This is a genomic window from Wolbachia endosymbiont of Armadillidium vulgare str. wVulC, from assembly GCF_001027565.1.
Lineage (GTDB): Bacteria > Pseudomonadota > Alphaproteobacteria > Rickettsiales > Anaplasmataceae > Wolbachia.
In genome coordinates this window covers 166,554-180,690 of record NZ_ALWU01000001.1, presented here as the reverse complement: position 1 = coordinate 180,690, position 14,137 = coordinate 166,554, and the positions used below count along the sequence as shown (strand labels likewise).

The window sequence follows — 14,137 nt, the reverse complement described above, 5'->3', positions numbered from 1 at the left end:
TCGGTAAGCTTATGAGCTTGAATGAAAAACTGGATTCCAGCATCAAGTGCTGGAATGACACCCATTTCTTTTTAGTGCTCCCTTTCTTGTCATTAGAGTAGCTGACACTGAGATCAAGATTAGGCACTAAGTTGGTAAACACTTTACAATGTTTTTGATGGAACGACGCGAAAAGACTGGATGCCAGGAGAGGAAGTACTGGAATGACACCATCATAAAGGAACCAGTGTCAGCTACTCTAATGACAAGAGAGGGGAATGACATTTCACCATGTCATTCCAGCACTTGATGCTGGAATCCAGTTTTCTTTACCAAAAGTGCCTCATTCTATAACGCAAAACCCATACTCCAATTAATTACTTGCAATCTGGATCCCAGTGTCAAGCACTGGAATGACATCACAAAGGCTACTCGAATGACATCTTCTTACGGATAATGCTCATGCAGCTGTGTGTCACGCACTGACCATTTATTCCTACATTTTTTTGCCTATCTTATTTTGTCACTCTGCTGAACAGATACTAAAGTACTAGCTTCTTCGGGTTCACGCACAATTCTATCAGGAGTTTTGTGACTGTAATTGCAGAAAACATCGAGCATAAGACTCCTATTGATAAAGTGACAGAAAACCCTCTAATTGCTCCGCTACCAATAATAAACATTATTCCCGCAGCAATTAATGTAGTGAAGTTTGAATCAAGGATTGTTTTTATTGCATTTTTGAATCCTTCTTCAATGGCACGAGCTGTTCTTTTTCCTGCTCTTATTTCTTCGCGAATACGTTCAAATATCAAAACATTTGCATCTACAGACATGCCAACAGTTAGTGCAATGCCGGCAATTCCAGGGAGAGTAAGAGTTGCTTCAAGTAGGGTGAGAATGAGTAGTATGGAAGTTACATTAAAAGCAAGCGCAACAGACGCCAACAAGCCTAACTTGCCATAAATAATCATTATAAATAAAGCAACAGCGATAATTGAAATTATCGCTGCTCTTTTTCCTGCTTTTATTGACTCTTCTCCAAGGCTTGGACCAATGTTTTTTTCTTCAATTATTTTAAGTGGTGCAGGTAGTGCACCAGATTTTAAAAGTATTGCAAGTTCGCTCGCTTGTTTTTCAGTGAAGTTACCGCTAATTTCTCCCTCTCCATTTAGAATTGGTTCACGTATCGTTGGTACAGTTAAGACTGTGTTATCTAGAACAATTGCAAAAGGCTTTCCTACATTTTCTTTAGTGATTTTCGCAAATCTTTTACTCGCTACGCTGTCAAATTTAAAATGTACTGTTGGTTTACCTAAATTGCTGAATCTAACTGATGCATTGACCAATGAATCACCGCCTATTTCAGTCTTGCGGAATATTGGATAGGAATTACCCAAAGAATCCTTGAGCATAACCGTAGTTTCATAGTCTATATCTTGCAACTTTGCTACGTTAGTGTTTGCAAAATGGAAAGCTAGCTTAGCTGTTTTGCCAAGAAGAGATTTTATCTGCTGAGTGTCTTCTACTCCAGGAACTTGGACTAATATCTTATTCTGTCCTTGTTTTTGTACACTTACTTCCTTAGTACCAAGCTTATCTAATCGCCTTTGGACATTAATTATCGATTCAGAAACTACTTCATTGATTAATGAATTCTTATAATTCGGTTTATATGAAATGAGAATTGAAGCATCCTTTCTACTCAGCTCTAAGTTTGGGTTTATTTTGTGGATTAACGTTGAAACTTTTTTGTAATCATCAATATTACTTAAAGTTACAACTATTTGTTTATCGTTTTTTATGCTACTTTGCGTTAACAGACCTTCTTTTATCTCATCGGCTAGCATGCTAGATTTTTCTTTAAAGTAGAAATCTAAGTCTACGTCCAGGAGCAGAGATGATCCACCTTTCAAATCAAGCCCTAGATTTATTCTCTTTTTTGAGATGAAAAACTTATTATCAAAGAAATTTGGCAGTATTATGTATAAAGATAGCAAAAAAATTAGTAATACCGAAAGAGATTTAACTATGAGCTTGCTTAACATAAATTTAAACTATACTAGGTGCATTGTAAACCGAATAGTTGCTAATCACAAGTACCTAAAAAAGATTAAGACTACTTAACTATAATTGACGGTCTGCAATTTGCTCTTCTGAAACATTATTTACTGAAATGTTATAAATGTATGAATTAGGTTCAGAATTAGCTTTAAGATTCTCTATTTGTTTATTTCTTCTAATACTATCAATCGGAAGGTAAATGCATAAACCAAGTATTGAAAAAGTAACTATAGTAGTTGGTATGTGAGTAGTAAGAAATTCACTATAACTTGGACCTTCCCAATTGAGATGATTAGATAGAGAAGGATGAGAGAAAAAACTGGGAATTGCTACTGCTGTACTTAATGCTGTTAGAACACTAGCGACAGTGAAACTGAAAAGGGGTAAAGCATTTTTTTTATTAAATCTGCCATTAGAATCTTTTAAAATATCAAACATATAAACTCCTCAATTACTAACGCGCGTGATACTAAGAGCTAACTACAAAATGTTCAATAACTAAATTGGAGATAATAAAAAATAGGCATAGAATATAGACATACAATATGAAGAATATATGCTAGTTAAAATAGGTACGAGGGGAAGCGACCTTGCAATTGCCCAAGCTTTGGAAGCAAAACAAAGATTATCAGAGTCTTTTCCTAATCTATCCTTTGAGATCATTAAAATTAAAACTTCTGGTGACAAACATGCTAATGTAAACCTTGCTGAAATAGGAGGTAAGGGACTGTTCCTCAGAGAGATTGAGGCTGAATTGCTTGAGAATAATATAGATATGGCAGTTCATTCGTTAAAAGATGTACCTGCATTTTTCTCGAAGGATTTGGCAATCCCTTGTGTTTTAGAGAGGTTAAGTCCATGTGATGTATTTGTTTCTCATAAATATGAAAGCCTAAAATCTTTGCCACAGCAGGCTATGATTGCAACTTCTTCAATAAGAAGAAAAGTTCAATTGCTAAATTTTAGGCCAGATCTGAATATAGTACCACTGCGTGGAAATGTGGCAACTAGACTGCAAAATCAAAATTTTGATGGAATAATTCTAGCTGAAGCAGGGCTGATAAGATTAAAAAAACATCACTCAATTACAGAGGTATTGCCACCAAAAGTCATGTTAAGCGCGGTAGGGCAGGGGGTAATTTGCATTCAATGTCGAAAGAATGATGTAAAAGTTATCGATCTTTTAGAGAAAATTAATAATAATATGTCTTTTATAAGGACAAAATCAGAGCGCAGTTTCATGAAGACAGTAAATGGTTCATGCTTTACGCCGCTTGCAGCCTTGGCAGAATATGTGAGTGAAAACATGCTGCATCTTTATTGTATGTTAGCAGACGAAAGGGGTATATACTTTACTGAGCGCACTTCGTTTGTAGAAGATGCAGAAAAAATGGGTATGGATGCAGGATTAGAGTTAAAGTCAAAATGCTTATAAGCTTACCTAAAGTACGCGGAATCTATCGTTATAATGTTTTAATGTCTAAAATGACATGGTTAAATGTTGGTGGCCAAGCTGATGTACTATTTAAGCCACGTGACATTGAAGATCTAATGTGCTTGATAAAGGATACTGAGTTACCAATTAGTGTTATTGGTGCAACATCTAACATAATAGTGCAAGATAGTGGCATTCGAGGAATAACGGTGAAATTAGGTAAGGAATTTGCGTATATTAAATGTAAAGATAATAACTCCATAATTGCGGGTGGTGCTGCGCTGCTTAGTAACCTTGCATACTTTGCTGGGGAACAAGAAATTAGCGGACTTGAGTTTCTTGCTGGAATTCCAGGAACAGTTGGCGGTGGAATAGAAATGAATGCAGGTGCATATGGTAGTGATATTGCAAGTGTTGTACAGTCGATAAGAGCAGTAAATCTAGAAGATGGAAATTTATATGAATTCTCCAGCGAAGAAATGGGATATTTTTATCGTGGACATAGTCTAAAAGGAAGGTGGATTTTTGTTGAAGCTGAGTTTAAAGGAGTAAGTTCAGAGTATGAGCTTATATTGCAAAGATTAAAGGAAGTTATTGATAAAAAAAACAAAAGCCAACCAGTAGGAGGAAAAACTGCTGGCTGCATATTTAAAAATCCAAGAGGCTGCAAGGCATGGAAACTGATTGATGAGTCCGGCTGCCGAGGATTAAATAACGGCAGAGCTAAAATTTCTAAGAAACATTGTAATTTTCTGCTCAATTACAATAATGCAACTGCATTTGACTTAGAAAACCTTGGCAACAGAGTAAAAGATGCAGTAAAAGATAAATTTAACGTTGAACTTGAGTGGGAGATAAGGGTTTTGGGTAGATAGCTGCTTCCGGTTATTTTAACCTAATTCCAAAAATTATTGTATAATATGGTTTTGAGGTTTTATTTTCGATGCACAAACTTGCAATACTCTTTTCTATATTGCTTGCAGTCGTTGCTTACTACTTAAATAATGAAGTGATATTTGAAGTTGCAAAGCTATTTAGCGATATATTCATCAGTCTGTTGAAATTGATTAGCTTACCTTTAGTTTTTCTATCTATCGTGTCCACAATTTCCAGGCTTAAAGACTCAATTGAAATTAAAGTTTTACTTAAGAAAACACTGTTTTATACGCTGCTTACAACCATTATAGCTGCGTTTGTTGCGCTATCTTTCTATTTACTCGTGGATCCAGTGAGAAAAAATTTCATAAGTAACACAATAGAAAGTGTGAGTGACAGCAACCACAATTACTTTTCATACTTAAAATCACTCATTCCATCAAATTTTGTGCAAGTTTTTCTTGAAAATAACGTTATTGGTAGCATATTGATTGCTTTTTTGATGGGTGGAGCTATTATTTCGCTCTCAAAAGAAAAACAGGATATATTACACCAAATATTCTCTGCACTGTTTGATACACTTCTTAAAATTGCCCAAGGGTTATTAAAGTTTATTCCTCTTGCTGTATGGTCTTTTATCACATGTTTTTTATACGAGTTAAAAGGTGGCAGTGAATTCCATAGTCTTTTTTGGTATTTTGCTTGCATAATGTCTGCAAATTTCGTGCAAGCATTTGTGATTTTGCCACTACTTATGTGGTATAAAGGCATATCACCAATTCAAACGATGAAGGGAGTTATGCCAGCACTCACACTTGCATTTTTTTCTAAGTCATCCAGTGCGACGCTGCCTACAACTATAGAATGTGTGCAAAATCAGCTAAAGGTACCAAAGAAATTATCGTCTTTTATTCTACCAATATGCACAACAGTCAATATGAATGCGTGTGCTGCATTTATTTTAATCACAGTGATGTTTGTTGCAGAGATGAATGGGCACGCATTTTCCTTAAGTGAGATGTTCATATGGATTTTCTTAGCTACAGGAGCTGCAATTGGCAACGCTGGAGTGCCGATGGGGTGCTATTTTATGGCAACTAGTTATCTGGTATCAATGAATGTTCCTTTGTACATTATGGGACTGATTTTGCCTATTTATACAATCATCGATATGTTTGAAACTGCAATAAATGTGTGGTCTGATGTCTGTATAACGCAGATAATTAATAAAGAATGTAAAACTTAAAATGATACTAGACAATCCGATAATAAAAGAATTTGAAGAAGCTGGTGCGATTTTGCACGGGCATTTTGTACTCTCATCAGGGCTGCACAGCGATACGTATATACAATGTGCTAAGATCTTTGAACATCCAAGCAGAGCGATGAAAATTTGTGAATTATTGGCAAATAAAATAAGAAAAGAGATTATTGAACCCATAGACTTAATACTATCTCCTGCAATTGGAGGGATAATAGTGGGTTATGAGATTGGCAGACAGCTTGGAATCAGAACAATGTTCTGCGAGCGTGTTAATGGTAAGTTTGAATCGCGCCGCGGATTTAAAATCAAACAAGGTGAAAAAATATTACTAATTGAAGATGTGATAACCACAGGTAAATCTTCACTTGAAGCAGTAAAATGTGGAGAAGAGGAGGGAGGTAAAGTTGTTGCTGAAGCTTCTTTGATAAAGAGAAATAGTGAAACAAAACTACCTTTTCCTATCATATCTTTGATTGAACTGAACATCAAAAACTATAGCGAGGAAGAACTGCCAAGTGAATTAAAACAATTACCCATAACGAAACCTGGGAGTAGAGAATATTTAACAAAGTAATTCTATATATGGCTAAGGTTTTTATGGGCTTTTTCAATTTTGCCCATAAAATCCCTAGTACGAAAACTCCTGTTGTGATTAAAAATACACTAAATCTTGATTTTCACATGTTGCATTTTCTGCCATAAGAGAAAATAATTTTGCGCTCTCATGGAGACTGTTTGCACTAGCTTCTAAGAGATCAGATTTTACCTCTGTAAGTTCGCATTTAATCTGATCTATTTTTCCATTTAAATTTTTATGTGCATCTTCGATTAATTTATTCATTTCATATTCTAGAAATTTGCTTGATTTTTCACTTTGTGCAGTGACAAGATCATCTATTTTGCTTGTGATCTCAGGTTTGATAAGGCTTTCAATTTTTTCTTCACTGTATTTTTTGACTGCTTCTTCTATCTGAGTCTTTATTTCTGGCTTCAGCAGATCTGCAACTTCTGGTCCTACATTTTTTACTGCTTTTTCAGCTGCTTTTTCGGCACTTGCATCTACTGACTTCAATATACTTTTTTCTATTTCCTGAGCTTTTTTGTTTATTTCAGCTTCAGCTGTTTCTTTAGCTGCCTTTTCTAGCTTCTGCCTTTAAATCGTCACTCATTTCGGCTATTACTTCTCCTGCAGCTTCTTTTGCTGCCTTACTTACGCCCAACACGTCTCTTATTTTACTACCAAAGTTCCAGCTATATGCTAAAGGTTCATAACTCAATTGACTTTCTGAATTTTTTGGTTCGTTCGGATCTACTTTCCATACTGTATTCTGTGTGTCGTACCTCAGTTGATCATCCCAGTTATATTTTGTCATAATATACTCCTTAACTTAAAAATAATACTAATATTAATATAAATATTATATTAATATTAGTATTACTTTTCAGAACAGTAGTATGCATAGCAAATTGAAATCATTTATGGTACCTTTTGAAAAAAATTCATGACTTGACGACAAAGAGCATTATATTGGTATCATGACTAACTTAGAAAAGATGAGAGAGAAACTGCAAGATCAAATTAATTATCATAATATCTTATATTATCAAAAAAGTAAGCCAGAAATAAGTGATGCTGAATATGATGAACTGAAGAAAAAGTTAGCTGGAATAGAGGCACAACTTCCACTTCCACGAGATTATGCAACACAAGATAGTGTTGGTGCTCCCCCTGATGAGAGATTTTCTAAGGTGGAACATCAAGAACCTATGCTTTCTCTTGAAAATGCTTATGATGAACAAGGTGTAGAGAAATTTTTGTCTAAAATAAAGAGGTTTTTAATTAAGAATGAAATAGAGATACTATGTGAGCCAAAAGTTGATGGATTGTCGTTTTCTGCAATTTATGAAGATGGAAGATTTGTTAAAGCTGCAACTCGAGGTGATGGTTTTGTAGGAGAAGATGTAACTCACAATGTTGCAACAATAAAAAGCTTTCCTAAGTTTTTACAGGGTGTGCAAGGAAGGCTAGAAGTAAGGGGTGAAATATATATCAGTAACAGCGATTTTTTGAAGTTAAATGAAAACAATGAGTTTGCTAATCCTCGAAATGCAGCCGCTGGTTCTTTAAAGCAATTGAATGCGAACATTACAGCAAAGAGGCCTCTTAGATATTTTGCTTATTCTTTAATTGGTGAGATGGAGAAAAGCCAAAGTGAAGTACTAGAAAAGCTTGAGAAACTTGGTTTTTGTGTAAATGAGCATCGTTCCTTAACAAGTAGTTTGAATGGAATGCTGAAGTTCTATAATGAGGTCTATGATTGCCGCTATAACTTGGATTATGATATCGATGGAATAGTCTATAAAGTAAATGATTTTGTGCTACAAAGTCGTCTGGGAAGTACACACAAAGCGCCACGCTCAGCACTTGCATACAAGTTTTCTGCGGTTTATGCAAAAACAAAGTTAAATAAGATATTTATACAGGTGGGTAGAACGGGAGTTTTAACTCCAGTTGCAGATTTAGTACCAGTCAACATTGGTGGGGTGCTAGTTAGCAGAGCAAGTCTACATAACCAAGATGAGATAAAACGTAAAGACATAAGAGAGGGAGATGTTGTAACAATTAAAAGGGCAGGGGATGTGATTCCTCAAATTGTCAAAGTAGATGAAGGTTCTCGTCACGCAAATACGCCTGAATTTGTGTTTCCTGACATATGTCCTGAATGTGGTAGTAAAGTACAGATTGAAGGAGTAGCAGTAAGATGTCCTGAGGAATTTGCCTGTAAAGCTCAAATAATAGAAAAACTAAAACACTTTGTGTCAAAAGATGCATTTGACATTGTTGGCCTTGGTGAAAAACAAATAAAGTTTTTTTATGATCTTGGCCTAATAAGACAAATTCCAGATATTTTTGCTTTAGAGGAAAGATTAAAGGAATTTTCCTTAGAAGAGCAGCATGGTTGGGGCGAGAAGTCAATAGCCAATCTATTAAGTGCTATACAAAATAGAAGAGTAATCACTCTAGATAGATTTATATTTTCTTTGGGTATCAGATTTATCGGCCAAGTTGCAGCGGAATTGCTCGCAAATTATTATATTTCTTACGATAACTGGTATGATTCGATGTCATCAAATGCTGCTGAGTTAGTAGGTATAGATGGCATAGGAGAAAAAGTAGCTGAGTCTTTGAAATCATTTTTTTCTCAGAAATGTAACATTAAAATGTTAAATAATCTTACCGCATATCTGCAAATTCTCCCTATGAGCTCCAACTCTAGCGATTCTGTTTTAAATAACAAAATTGTAGTGTTTACTGGTAAATTACGTGCTATGAGTAGAGGAGAGGCAAAAGTAAGGGCTAAAGCTTTGGGGGCAAAGATTAGTTCAAGCCTTTCTGCTAAAACTGACTACCTAATTGCAGGAGAAGATCCAGGATCAAAATATAAAAAAGCAATTGAGTTAGGTGTGGAAATTTTAGATGAAGACCAGTGGAATAAAGTGGTGAGTTAGGAAATGCACCAAGTTTGGAAGAAATAGTATCAAGAGAGAAAGGAGAAGATTATATGGTTTTACCTTTATTGATGTATTAATTGAGAAGAGTTCTTAAAAGTTAGTATTTTGTTAGTTATCTTATGTTAAAATAAGCATATATAAATAATTAGAAGAATATTATGCGGTCTGATTTAAATTCATTTAACAAATACGGACACATATATGATGCAAATGAACTACCTCACCAACGAATGGTAATGTCTGATGATCTAGGAAGGTATGAAGCTGCTTACATTCCTTTTTTCGGTTCAAAAAAACTTCCAAAAGAAGAATACAGAGCTGATCAACCTTATCAACAAATGTATTATCTAGACGAGTATAAAGCTGCTGATGAAGATATGATGTACCAAAAAAACTATGGTATTGTTCGTAATATATTGAAGGAAGCAGTAGGTCTGACTGAAGATACAGTAAAAAAGTTAGCAAAAAGTACAGCAGATAACATTATTATACCTGTTGGTAGTTATGTTGCAAAAAACATCGTTGCTCCGGTTGGGGAACATGTTGCAAAAGAAATCGTCTTTCCAGTTGGAAAATACGTTTCAAAAGAAATTGCGGTGCCAGTTGGAAAATATGTTGCCAAAGAAATTGCGGCGCCAGTTGGAAAGTACGTTGCAAAAGAAGTTGCATTGCCTATTGCAAAGGAAGTTGTAGCAGAAAGTCAAGATATAATAAAAGAGATAACAGCAGAATCTATGAAGCTCACGGAAAATTTTATTAAGGCACGAATAGAGCAATTAAAAGAAGACATAAAGCAAGAAATAAAAGAAATGCCAGGTAAAGTGATAGAAGGTATAAAAGGTAAAATAAAATTGCCTTTTTCTAGAGTAGAAACTTTGGATGAAGCTGATTATGATGCTTATGTAAAAGATCAGGATGAATTTGCATGGTAACACTAACAAGCTTCAGGGTTTAGCAAAATTTGTTGGACTTGCTTTTGATTTATATTGCTTGAGGTTAATATTTTTTTATCATTGACCTTAAGCCTTTTACTATGAGCAGAGGGGAGGCAAAATAAAGCTTTGGGGGCAAAGATTAGTTCAAGCCTTTCTGCTAAAACTGACTACCTAATTGTAGGAGAAGAACCAGGATCAAAATATAAAAAAATGGAATTGGGGGTGGAAATTTTAGATGAAGAACAGTGGAATAAAGTGGTGAGTTCAGAAGAGAAGCGGTAAAAATTATTTTAGATACTAAACGATAAAATTAGTAATTTATAGACTCTTTAAAAAAAATTATCTTATTTTAGATCAAGATTTCTTAAAAAATAAATATAACAAATAAACCTTAAATGGTTGCTATATTGGGCGTATTCTCTTAACTTGACGCGTATGGTACTCCCTATGTCTATTTTCGAATTTGCCTCATAAATCCCTCCCTCCACTGCTTCTTATACATCGCCATGCAACAAAGCCACCACATTTGAGTAAATATTGCTATGTAAACGTTTTTTGATAGTATGCATGTTGCTTTTCAGAAAAATATTAGTAGTATTAAACAAGATGCTGATATTAGTTTTCAATTCTTCTGTTAGTTAATTCACACCTGTCAGATCAAGTCTAAACTATTACATTTTAGTTGTATTAGATAAAACTTAAGCATGCCTTTTTAGTTAATCTTGACTTTAGCCATCCTCCCGCCCTTTTTCTTACCGTTTATCGCAAATCTCCCTAACGTTATCTCTTATAGATTCATTCAAACTTAATTAAGTGGGAGTATTGTTAATGCGAAAGAGGGAAATGGTATGGCACGTGAGGAAGACATACATCAATTAGTAGAAAGTGGTTTTGATATTAACTCAAAAGATGCAAGCGGAATCACTCTCTTGCATAAGCTCACAAAAGAAGGTGATTTAGTTGGAGTAAAATCATTACTAGAGCACGAAGCTGATTTTAATGTTGTGGACAACGAAAACAGAAATCCACTGCATTATGCTATTATGGATGGACATAAAAAAGTTGCTAAACTTCTTGTTAATCAATTAACAATTAATTCTAGAGATAAAAATGGATTTACTCCACTGCACCTTGCTACATTACAAGATGACACAGAGTTAATAGATTTTTTAATAACAAAAGGGGCAAAAATTAATGAAAAAGATGCTGAGGAGGGCTACACTCCTCTTCACATAGCTTCATTATACGGCTCTAAAAAGAGCGTCCAGACTTTAATTAATAGTGGAGCAAATCTCGAATGTGAAGATAACAACTTTCGCACTCCTTTATTTTTGGCCATTTATCAATGTACTACACATTATGAAAGTAGAGCAGAGATTATAGAATATCTGATAAAGAAAGGGGCAAATATAGAGGCCAAAGATTCAGAAAATAATACTACGCTTTTTCTAGCAGCGTATAACAACAAAATACAACTGGTAAAGCTTATTGTAAAGCAAGCAAAAGCTAGGTTGAAAGAGTTTATTTGCACAAAAAACAACCATGATTTTGATGCACTGGATTGCGCTATTGAGCATAATAATAGGAAAATGGTAACATACCTTGTTTCAAAGGGAATAGAAGCAGATGACCAAGATTGTAGCGGTAATACCAGGTTACATAAAGCTAGCTATAATGGTGATACTAAAGCAGTTAAGCTCTTGCTGGAGCTTAAGGTAAATGTTAACGCCGTCACTAGATGTAACAGAACTCCTCTGCTACTTGCAGCTAAAAAAGGCCATGTAGAAATTGTAAGAATGTTATTAGCAGTAAAAGCCAATATGAATATTTGTGATCAACAAGGTTTTACACCTCTGCATCTTACTATTCAAAAGGATTATTTTGATATAGCTCAGCTGTTAATAGAAAAAGGAGCAATTAATTGTAGTAATGATTATATTGCAATAGATATGTTTATTGACAAGGCTCATAGAAAAAAAAATATCGAAGAAAATTACAAAAAATTTTGTAGATTTTTGATGCTTTACCTGAAAGAGCTAAATAGTAAACACAAAGCCTTTTGTGTACTTTCAATCCTAGCTCTAAGCTTAACAATTATAGGTTTACCATTTATTTTCAAGCCTATTATAAAATATAGAGAAAGAAGTAAAATATATAAAAAAATTAGGGCTATGCTGATCTACATTTAAATACAAGATAGAGTGTGCAAAACATATTAGCCGCGGTGCTAACGAGTAGCGGAATGACGGTTGTCTAAGTCACTTTAGCTATAGCTAATATATGATAACTATCTGCTCGATGAAAATGAAATTAAATACATTTTTAACATTTTTATAGAAAACTATTAGTATAGACTTGTATGCTGCCCTCATGGTTATTTTTAGATGTTTAATACTCCTTTTTATTATTTCTTGTACACATCTACCTACCAAGCAATATCCTATTAACATAAACAATTATAAGCACAATTACTTGTTGCAACAATACAATACTCCTTTGGAGAATAATGAACCAGCAATACCAGAAATGATACCTTTGCCGGTAGAATTTCCCGATCTTACAATCAGTAATCAGTTTCTTTCTATTAATGTTAATGAAGAAGTATCAGTAAAGGATTTACTGGTTGAGATAGGAAAACTTTCTGACGTTAACTTGGATATAGACCCCAAAATATCAGGTAATATTATTTTAAAGCTAAAGGATAAGAATATAAATGAAGTAATTCAGAATATAGCCAACAGTGCCAAATTGCGTTACTCAATAAATAATGATGTAATTAGAATTGAACAGGATTTGCCATACGCACAAAATTATTACGTAGATTTCATCAATATTCAACACTCTGCTCAAAGCAATTTTGTCATTGGTAACAATATTACCGACAGCGATGCTGATAGAAACTATAACAATGTTACGAAGTCTCAATATAGTAGTGACTTATGGAATTCGTTAGAAAAAGGCTTAAACGCAATAATGGATGTTAACGGAGTGGATGATGGTGAATTTCTTTCATCCAACAGAGAAGCTGGTGTCATTATTCTGAATGCTAGAAAAGATATTCACAAAGCTGTTGAAGAATATATTAATAAAGTTAAGAAATTGGCGTCTTCTCAAGTAATGATAGAGGCCAAAATAGTTGAAGTTATATTAGACGATAAATACCTTTCTGGTATCAACTTAAATGATTTGCATAATGAAACCAAATCTATGACAAATCAAGGTAACTCCATTATTGACCTAGCGATAAACTCTGATCTAGGGTATTTAGTAAAAAATCTAAATAAATTTGGCACTTCAAAGGTAATTTCAAGCCCTAGAGTACATGCTATAAATAATCAGCAAGCAATGATTTCATTTACTAAAAACCATATCTATTTTACTTCCGATATACAGAAAGATACCAGAAATTCTTTAATTACCAAGATGAATAGCACTCCAATAGGTGTGGTGTTAATAATCCACCCAAGCATTAACATTGATACTAATGAAATATTCATGGATATACACCCAACTTTATCAAGGATTAACGATTACACTAAAGACCCAAATATAGAATATGTCGCACAGCAGAATAAAATGAAATTAAATAGCAACATTCCAATTGTTGAAACCAGAGAAATGCACTCTACTTTAAAAGTTAAGAGCGGCGAAGTTATGGTAATTGGTGGGCTTATAGAGCATAGAAAAGATACTTCAAGCTCACTGCATCAAAAATCAAAGAAACTGGCTAATAACTCCAAGACAGTAGAAACCGTTATCTTCTTGAAAGCAACAATCGTACCAACACTTGGTTTGTTAGACATAAAAGATAGGAATTTATATATATATTAAATGTATCCGTTCAGCAGAGTAGCAAAATAGGTAGACAAGATAAACCAAAAAATCAAGAAAAAGTGAGTTTACAACAAATGCAAGTAGCTACTGTACGAACATTTGTTCGCGAAGAAATATTATAGTAGGTTTTGTCTTAAACACAAAGGTGTCATCCCAGTGTCAGCTACTTGAATGACAGGGAAAGGAGTACTGGGATGACACCTGGTTATGCAAGAAATCTATTTCCAATTTTAATAA

The 14,137-nt window shown here is 34.3% G+C and carries 12 protein-coding genes and 1 pseudogene; 9 read left to right on the top strand and 4 right to left on the bottom strand.

Annotated features, from left to right (window positions below; translation table 11 throughout):
- Positions 1 to 521 precede the first annotated feature (521 nt).
- Both secD and wVul_RS00825 read right to left on the bottom strand, forming a co-directional pair.
- The gene (gene secD, locus wVul_RS00830; protein WP_047758779.1) at positions 522 to 2,027 is read right to left on the bottom strand and encodes a protein translocase subunit SecD; all 1,506 of its coding nucleotides are present in this window, start codon (positions 2,025 to 2,027) and stop codon (positions 522 to 524) included.
- Positions 2,028 to 2,106: 79 nt separating this feature from the next.
- Positions 2,107 to 2,481, bottom strand: a complete 375-nt coding sequence (locus wVul_RS00825) for a hypothetical protein (RefSeq protein ID WP_047758778.1) — start codon at positions 2,479 to 2,481, stop codon at positions 2,107 to 2,109.
- A gap of 118 nt (positions 2,482 to 2,599) precedes the next feature.
- Between wVul_RS00825 and hemC the strand changes: the two genes are divergently transcribed.
- The 4 genes from hemC (at position 2,600) to pyrE (ending at position 6,192) form a co-directional block, all read left to right on the top strand.
- Positions 2,600 to 3,478 (top strand): hydroxymethylbilane synthase, encoded by an 879-nt coding sequence (gene hemC / locus wVul_RS00820; protein ID WP_047758777.1) that lies wholly within the window; start codon positions 2,600 to 2,602, stop codon positions 3,476 to 3,478.
- Positions 3,469 to 4,353, top strand: a complete 885-nt coding sequence (murB, locus tag wVul_RS00815) for a UDP-N-acetylmuramate dehydrogenase (protein ID WP_047758776.1) — start codon at positions 3,469 to 3,471, stop codon at positions 4,351 to 4,353. The genes hemC and murB overlap by 10 nt, the downstream gene beginning before the upstream one ends.
- A 68-nt stretch (positions 4,354 to 4,421) precedes the next feature.
- On the top strand, positions 4,422 to 5,600 hold the full coding sequence (locus wVul_RS00810) for a dicarboxylate/amino acid:cation symporter (protein ID WP_047758775.1): 1,179 nt from the start codon (positions 4,422 to 4,424) through the stop codon (positions 5,598 to 5,600).
- Between the two features lies 1 nt (position 5,601).
- Positions 5,602 to 6,192, top strand: coding sequence for an orotate phosphoribosyltransferase (gene pyrE, locus wVul_RS00805; RefSeq protein ID WP_047758774.1), 591 nt, complete (start codon positions 5,602 to 5,604; stop codon positions 6,190 to 6,192).
- 78 nt (positions 6,193 to 6,270) lie between these two features.
- On the opposite strand, the gene wVul_RS09635 is transcribed toward pyrE, so the two are convergent.
- Both wVul_RS09635 and wVul_RS00795 read right to left on the bottom strand, forming a co-directional pair.
- A complete protein-coding gene (locus wVul_RS09635; RefSeq protein WP_238580336.1) occupies positions 6,271 to 6,690 on the bottom strand; it encodes a hypothetical protein in 420 nt (139 codons plus the stop codon).
- Positions 6,691 to 6,745: 55 nt separating this feature from the next.
- Positions 6,746 to 6,991 (bottom strand): hypothetical protein, encoded by a 246-nt coding sequence (locus wVul_RS00795; RefSeq protein WP_047758773.1) that lies wholly within the window; start codon positions 6,989 to 6,991, stop codon positions 6,746 to 6,748.
- A 163-nt stretch (positions 6,992 to 7,154) separates the two neighbouring features.
- Here wVul_RS00795 and ligA point away from each other — a divergent pair, with 163 nt between their 5' ends.
- From ligA to wVul_RS00775, 5 genes and pseudogenes are all read left to right on the top strand, one after another.
- Positions 7,155 to 9,128 (top strand): NAD-dependent DNA ligase LigA, encoded by a 1,974-nt coding sequence (gene ligA / locus wVul_RS00790; RefSeq protein ID WP_047758772.1) that lies wholly within the window; start codon positions 7,155 to 7,157, stop codon positions 9,126 to 9,128.
- Between the two features lie 239 nt (positions 9,129 to 9,367).
- Entirely contained in the window at positions 9,368 to 10,063 is a 696-nt protein-coding gene (locus tag wVul_RS00785) for a hypothetical protein (RefSeq protein WP_161794181.1), read from the top strand.
- A 123-nt stretch (positions 10,064 to 10,186) separates the two neighbouring features.
- A pseudogene (locus tag wVul_RS08115) lies at positions 10,187 to 10,348 on the top strand (BRCT domain-containing protein); the annotation flags it as partial.
- Positions 10,349 to 10,914: 566 nt separating this feature from the next.
- Positions 10,915 to 12,255, top strand: coding sequence for an ankyrin repeat domain-containing protein (locus wVul_RS00780; RefSeq protein ID WP_047758770.1), 1,341 nt, complete (start codon positions 10,915 to 10,917; stop codon positions 12,253 to 12,255).
- A gap of 166 nt (positions 12,256 to 12,421) precedes the next feature.
- A complete protein-coding gene (locus tag wVul_RS00775; protein ID WP_458694594.1) occupies positions 12,422 to 13,897 on the top strand; it encodes a type II secretion system protein GspD in 1,476 nt (491 codons plus the stop codon).
- Positions 13,898 to 14,137 lie beyond the last annotated feature (240 nt).

Coding starts and splice junctions, on each gene's coding strand:
- pyrE (WP_047758774.1), top strand. CDS start 5,602: ATGATACTAGACAATCCGATAATAAAAGAATTTGAAGAAGCTGGTGCG.
- wVul_RS00825 (WP_047758778.1), bottom strand. CDS start 2,481: ATGTTTGATATTTTAAAAGATTCTAATGGCAGATTTAATAAAAAAAAT.
- wVul_RS00810 (WP_047758775.1), top strand. CDS start 4,422: ATGCACAAACTTGCAATACTCTTTTCTATATTGCTTGCAGTCGTTGCT.
- murB (WP_047758776.1), top strand. CDS start 3,469: ATGCTTATAAGCTTACCTAAAGTACGCGGAATCTATCGTTATAATGTT.
- hemC (WP_047758777.1), top strand. CDS start 2,600: ATGCTAGTTAAAATAGGTACGAGGGGAAGCGACCTTGCAATTGCCCAA.
- secD (WP_047758779.1), bottom strand. CDS start 2,027: ATGTTAAGCAAGCTCATAGTTAAATCTCTTTCGGTATTACTAATTTTT.
- ligA (WP_047758772.1), top strand. CDS start 7,155: ATGACTAACTTAGAAAAGATGAGAGAGAAACTGCAAGATCAAATTAAT.
- wVul_RS00780 (WP_047758770.1), top strand. CDS start 10,915: ATGGCACGTGAGGAAGACATACATCAATTAGTAGAAAGTGGTTTTGAT.
- wVul_RS00785 (WP_161794181.1), top strand. CDS start 9,368: ATGTCTGATGATCTAGGAAGGTATGAAGCTGCTTACATTCCTTTTTTC.
- wVul_RS00795 (WP_047758773.1), bottom strand. CDS start 6,991: ATGACAAAATATAACTGGGATGATCAACTGAGGTACGACACACAGAAT.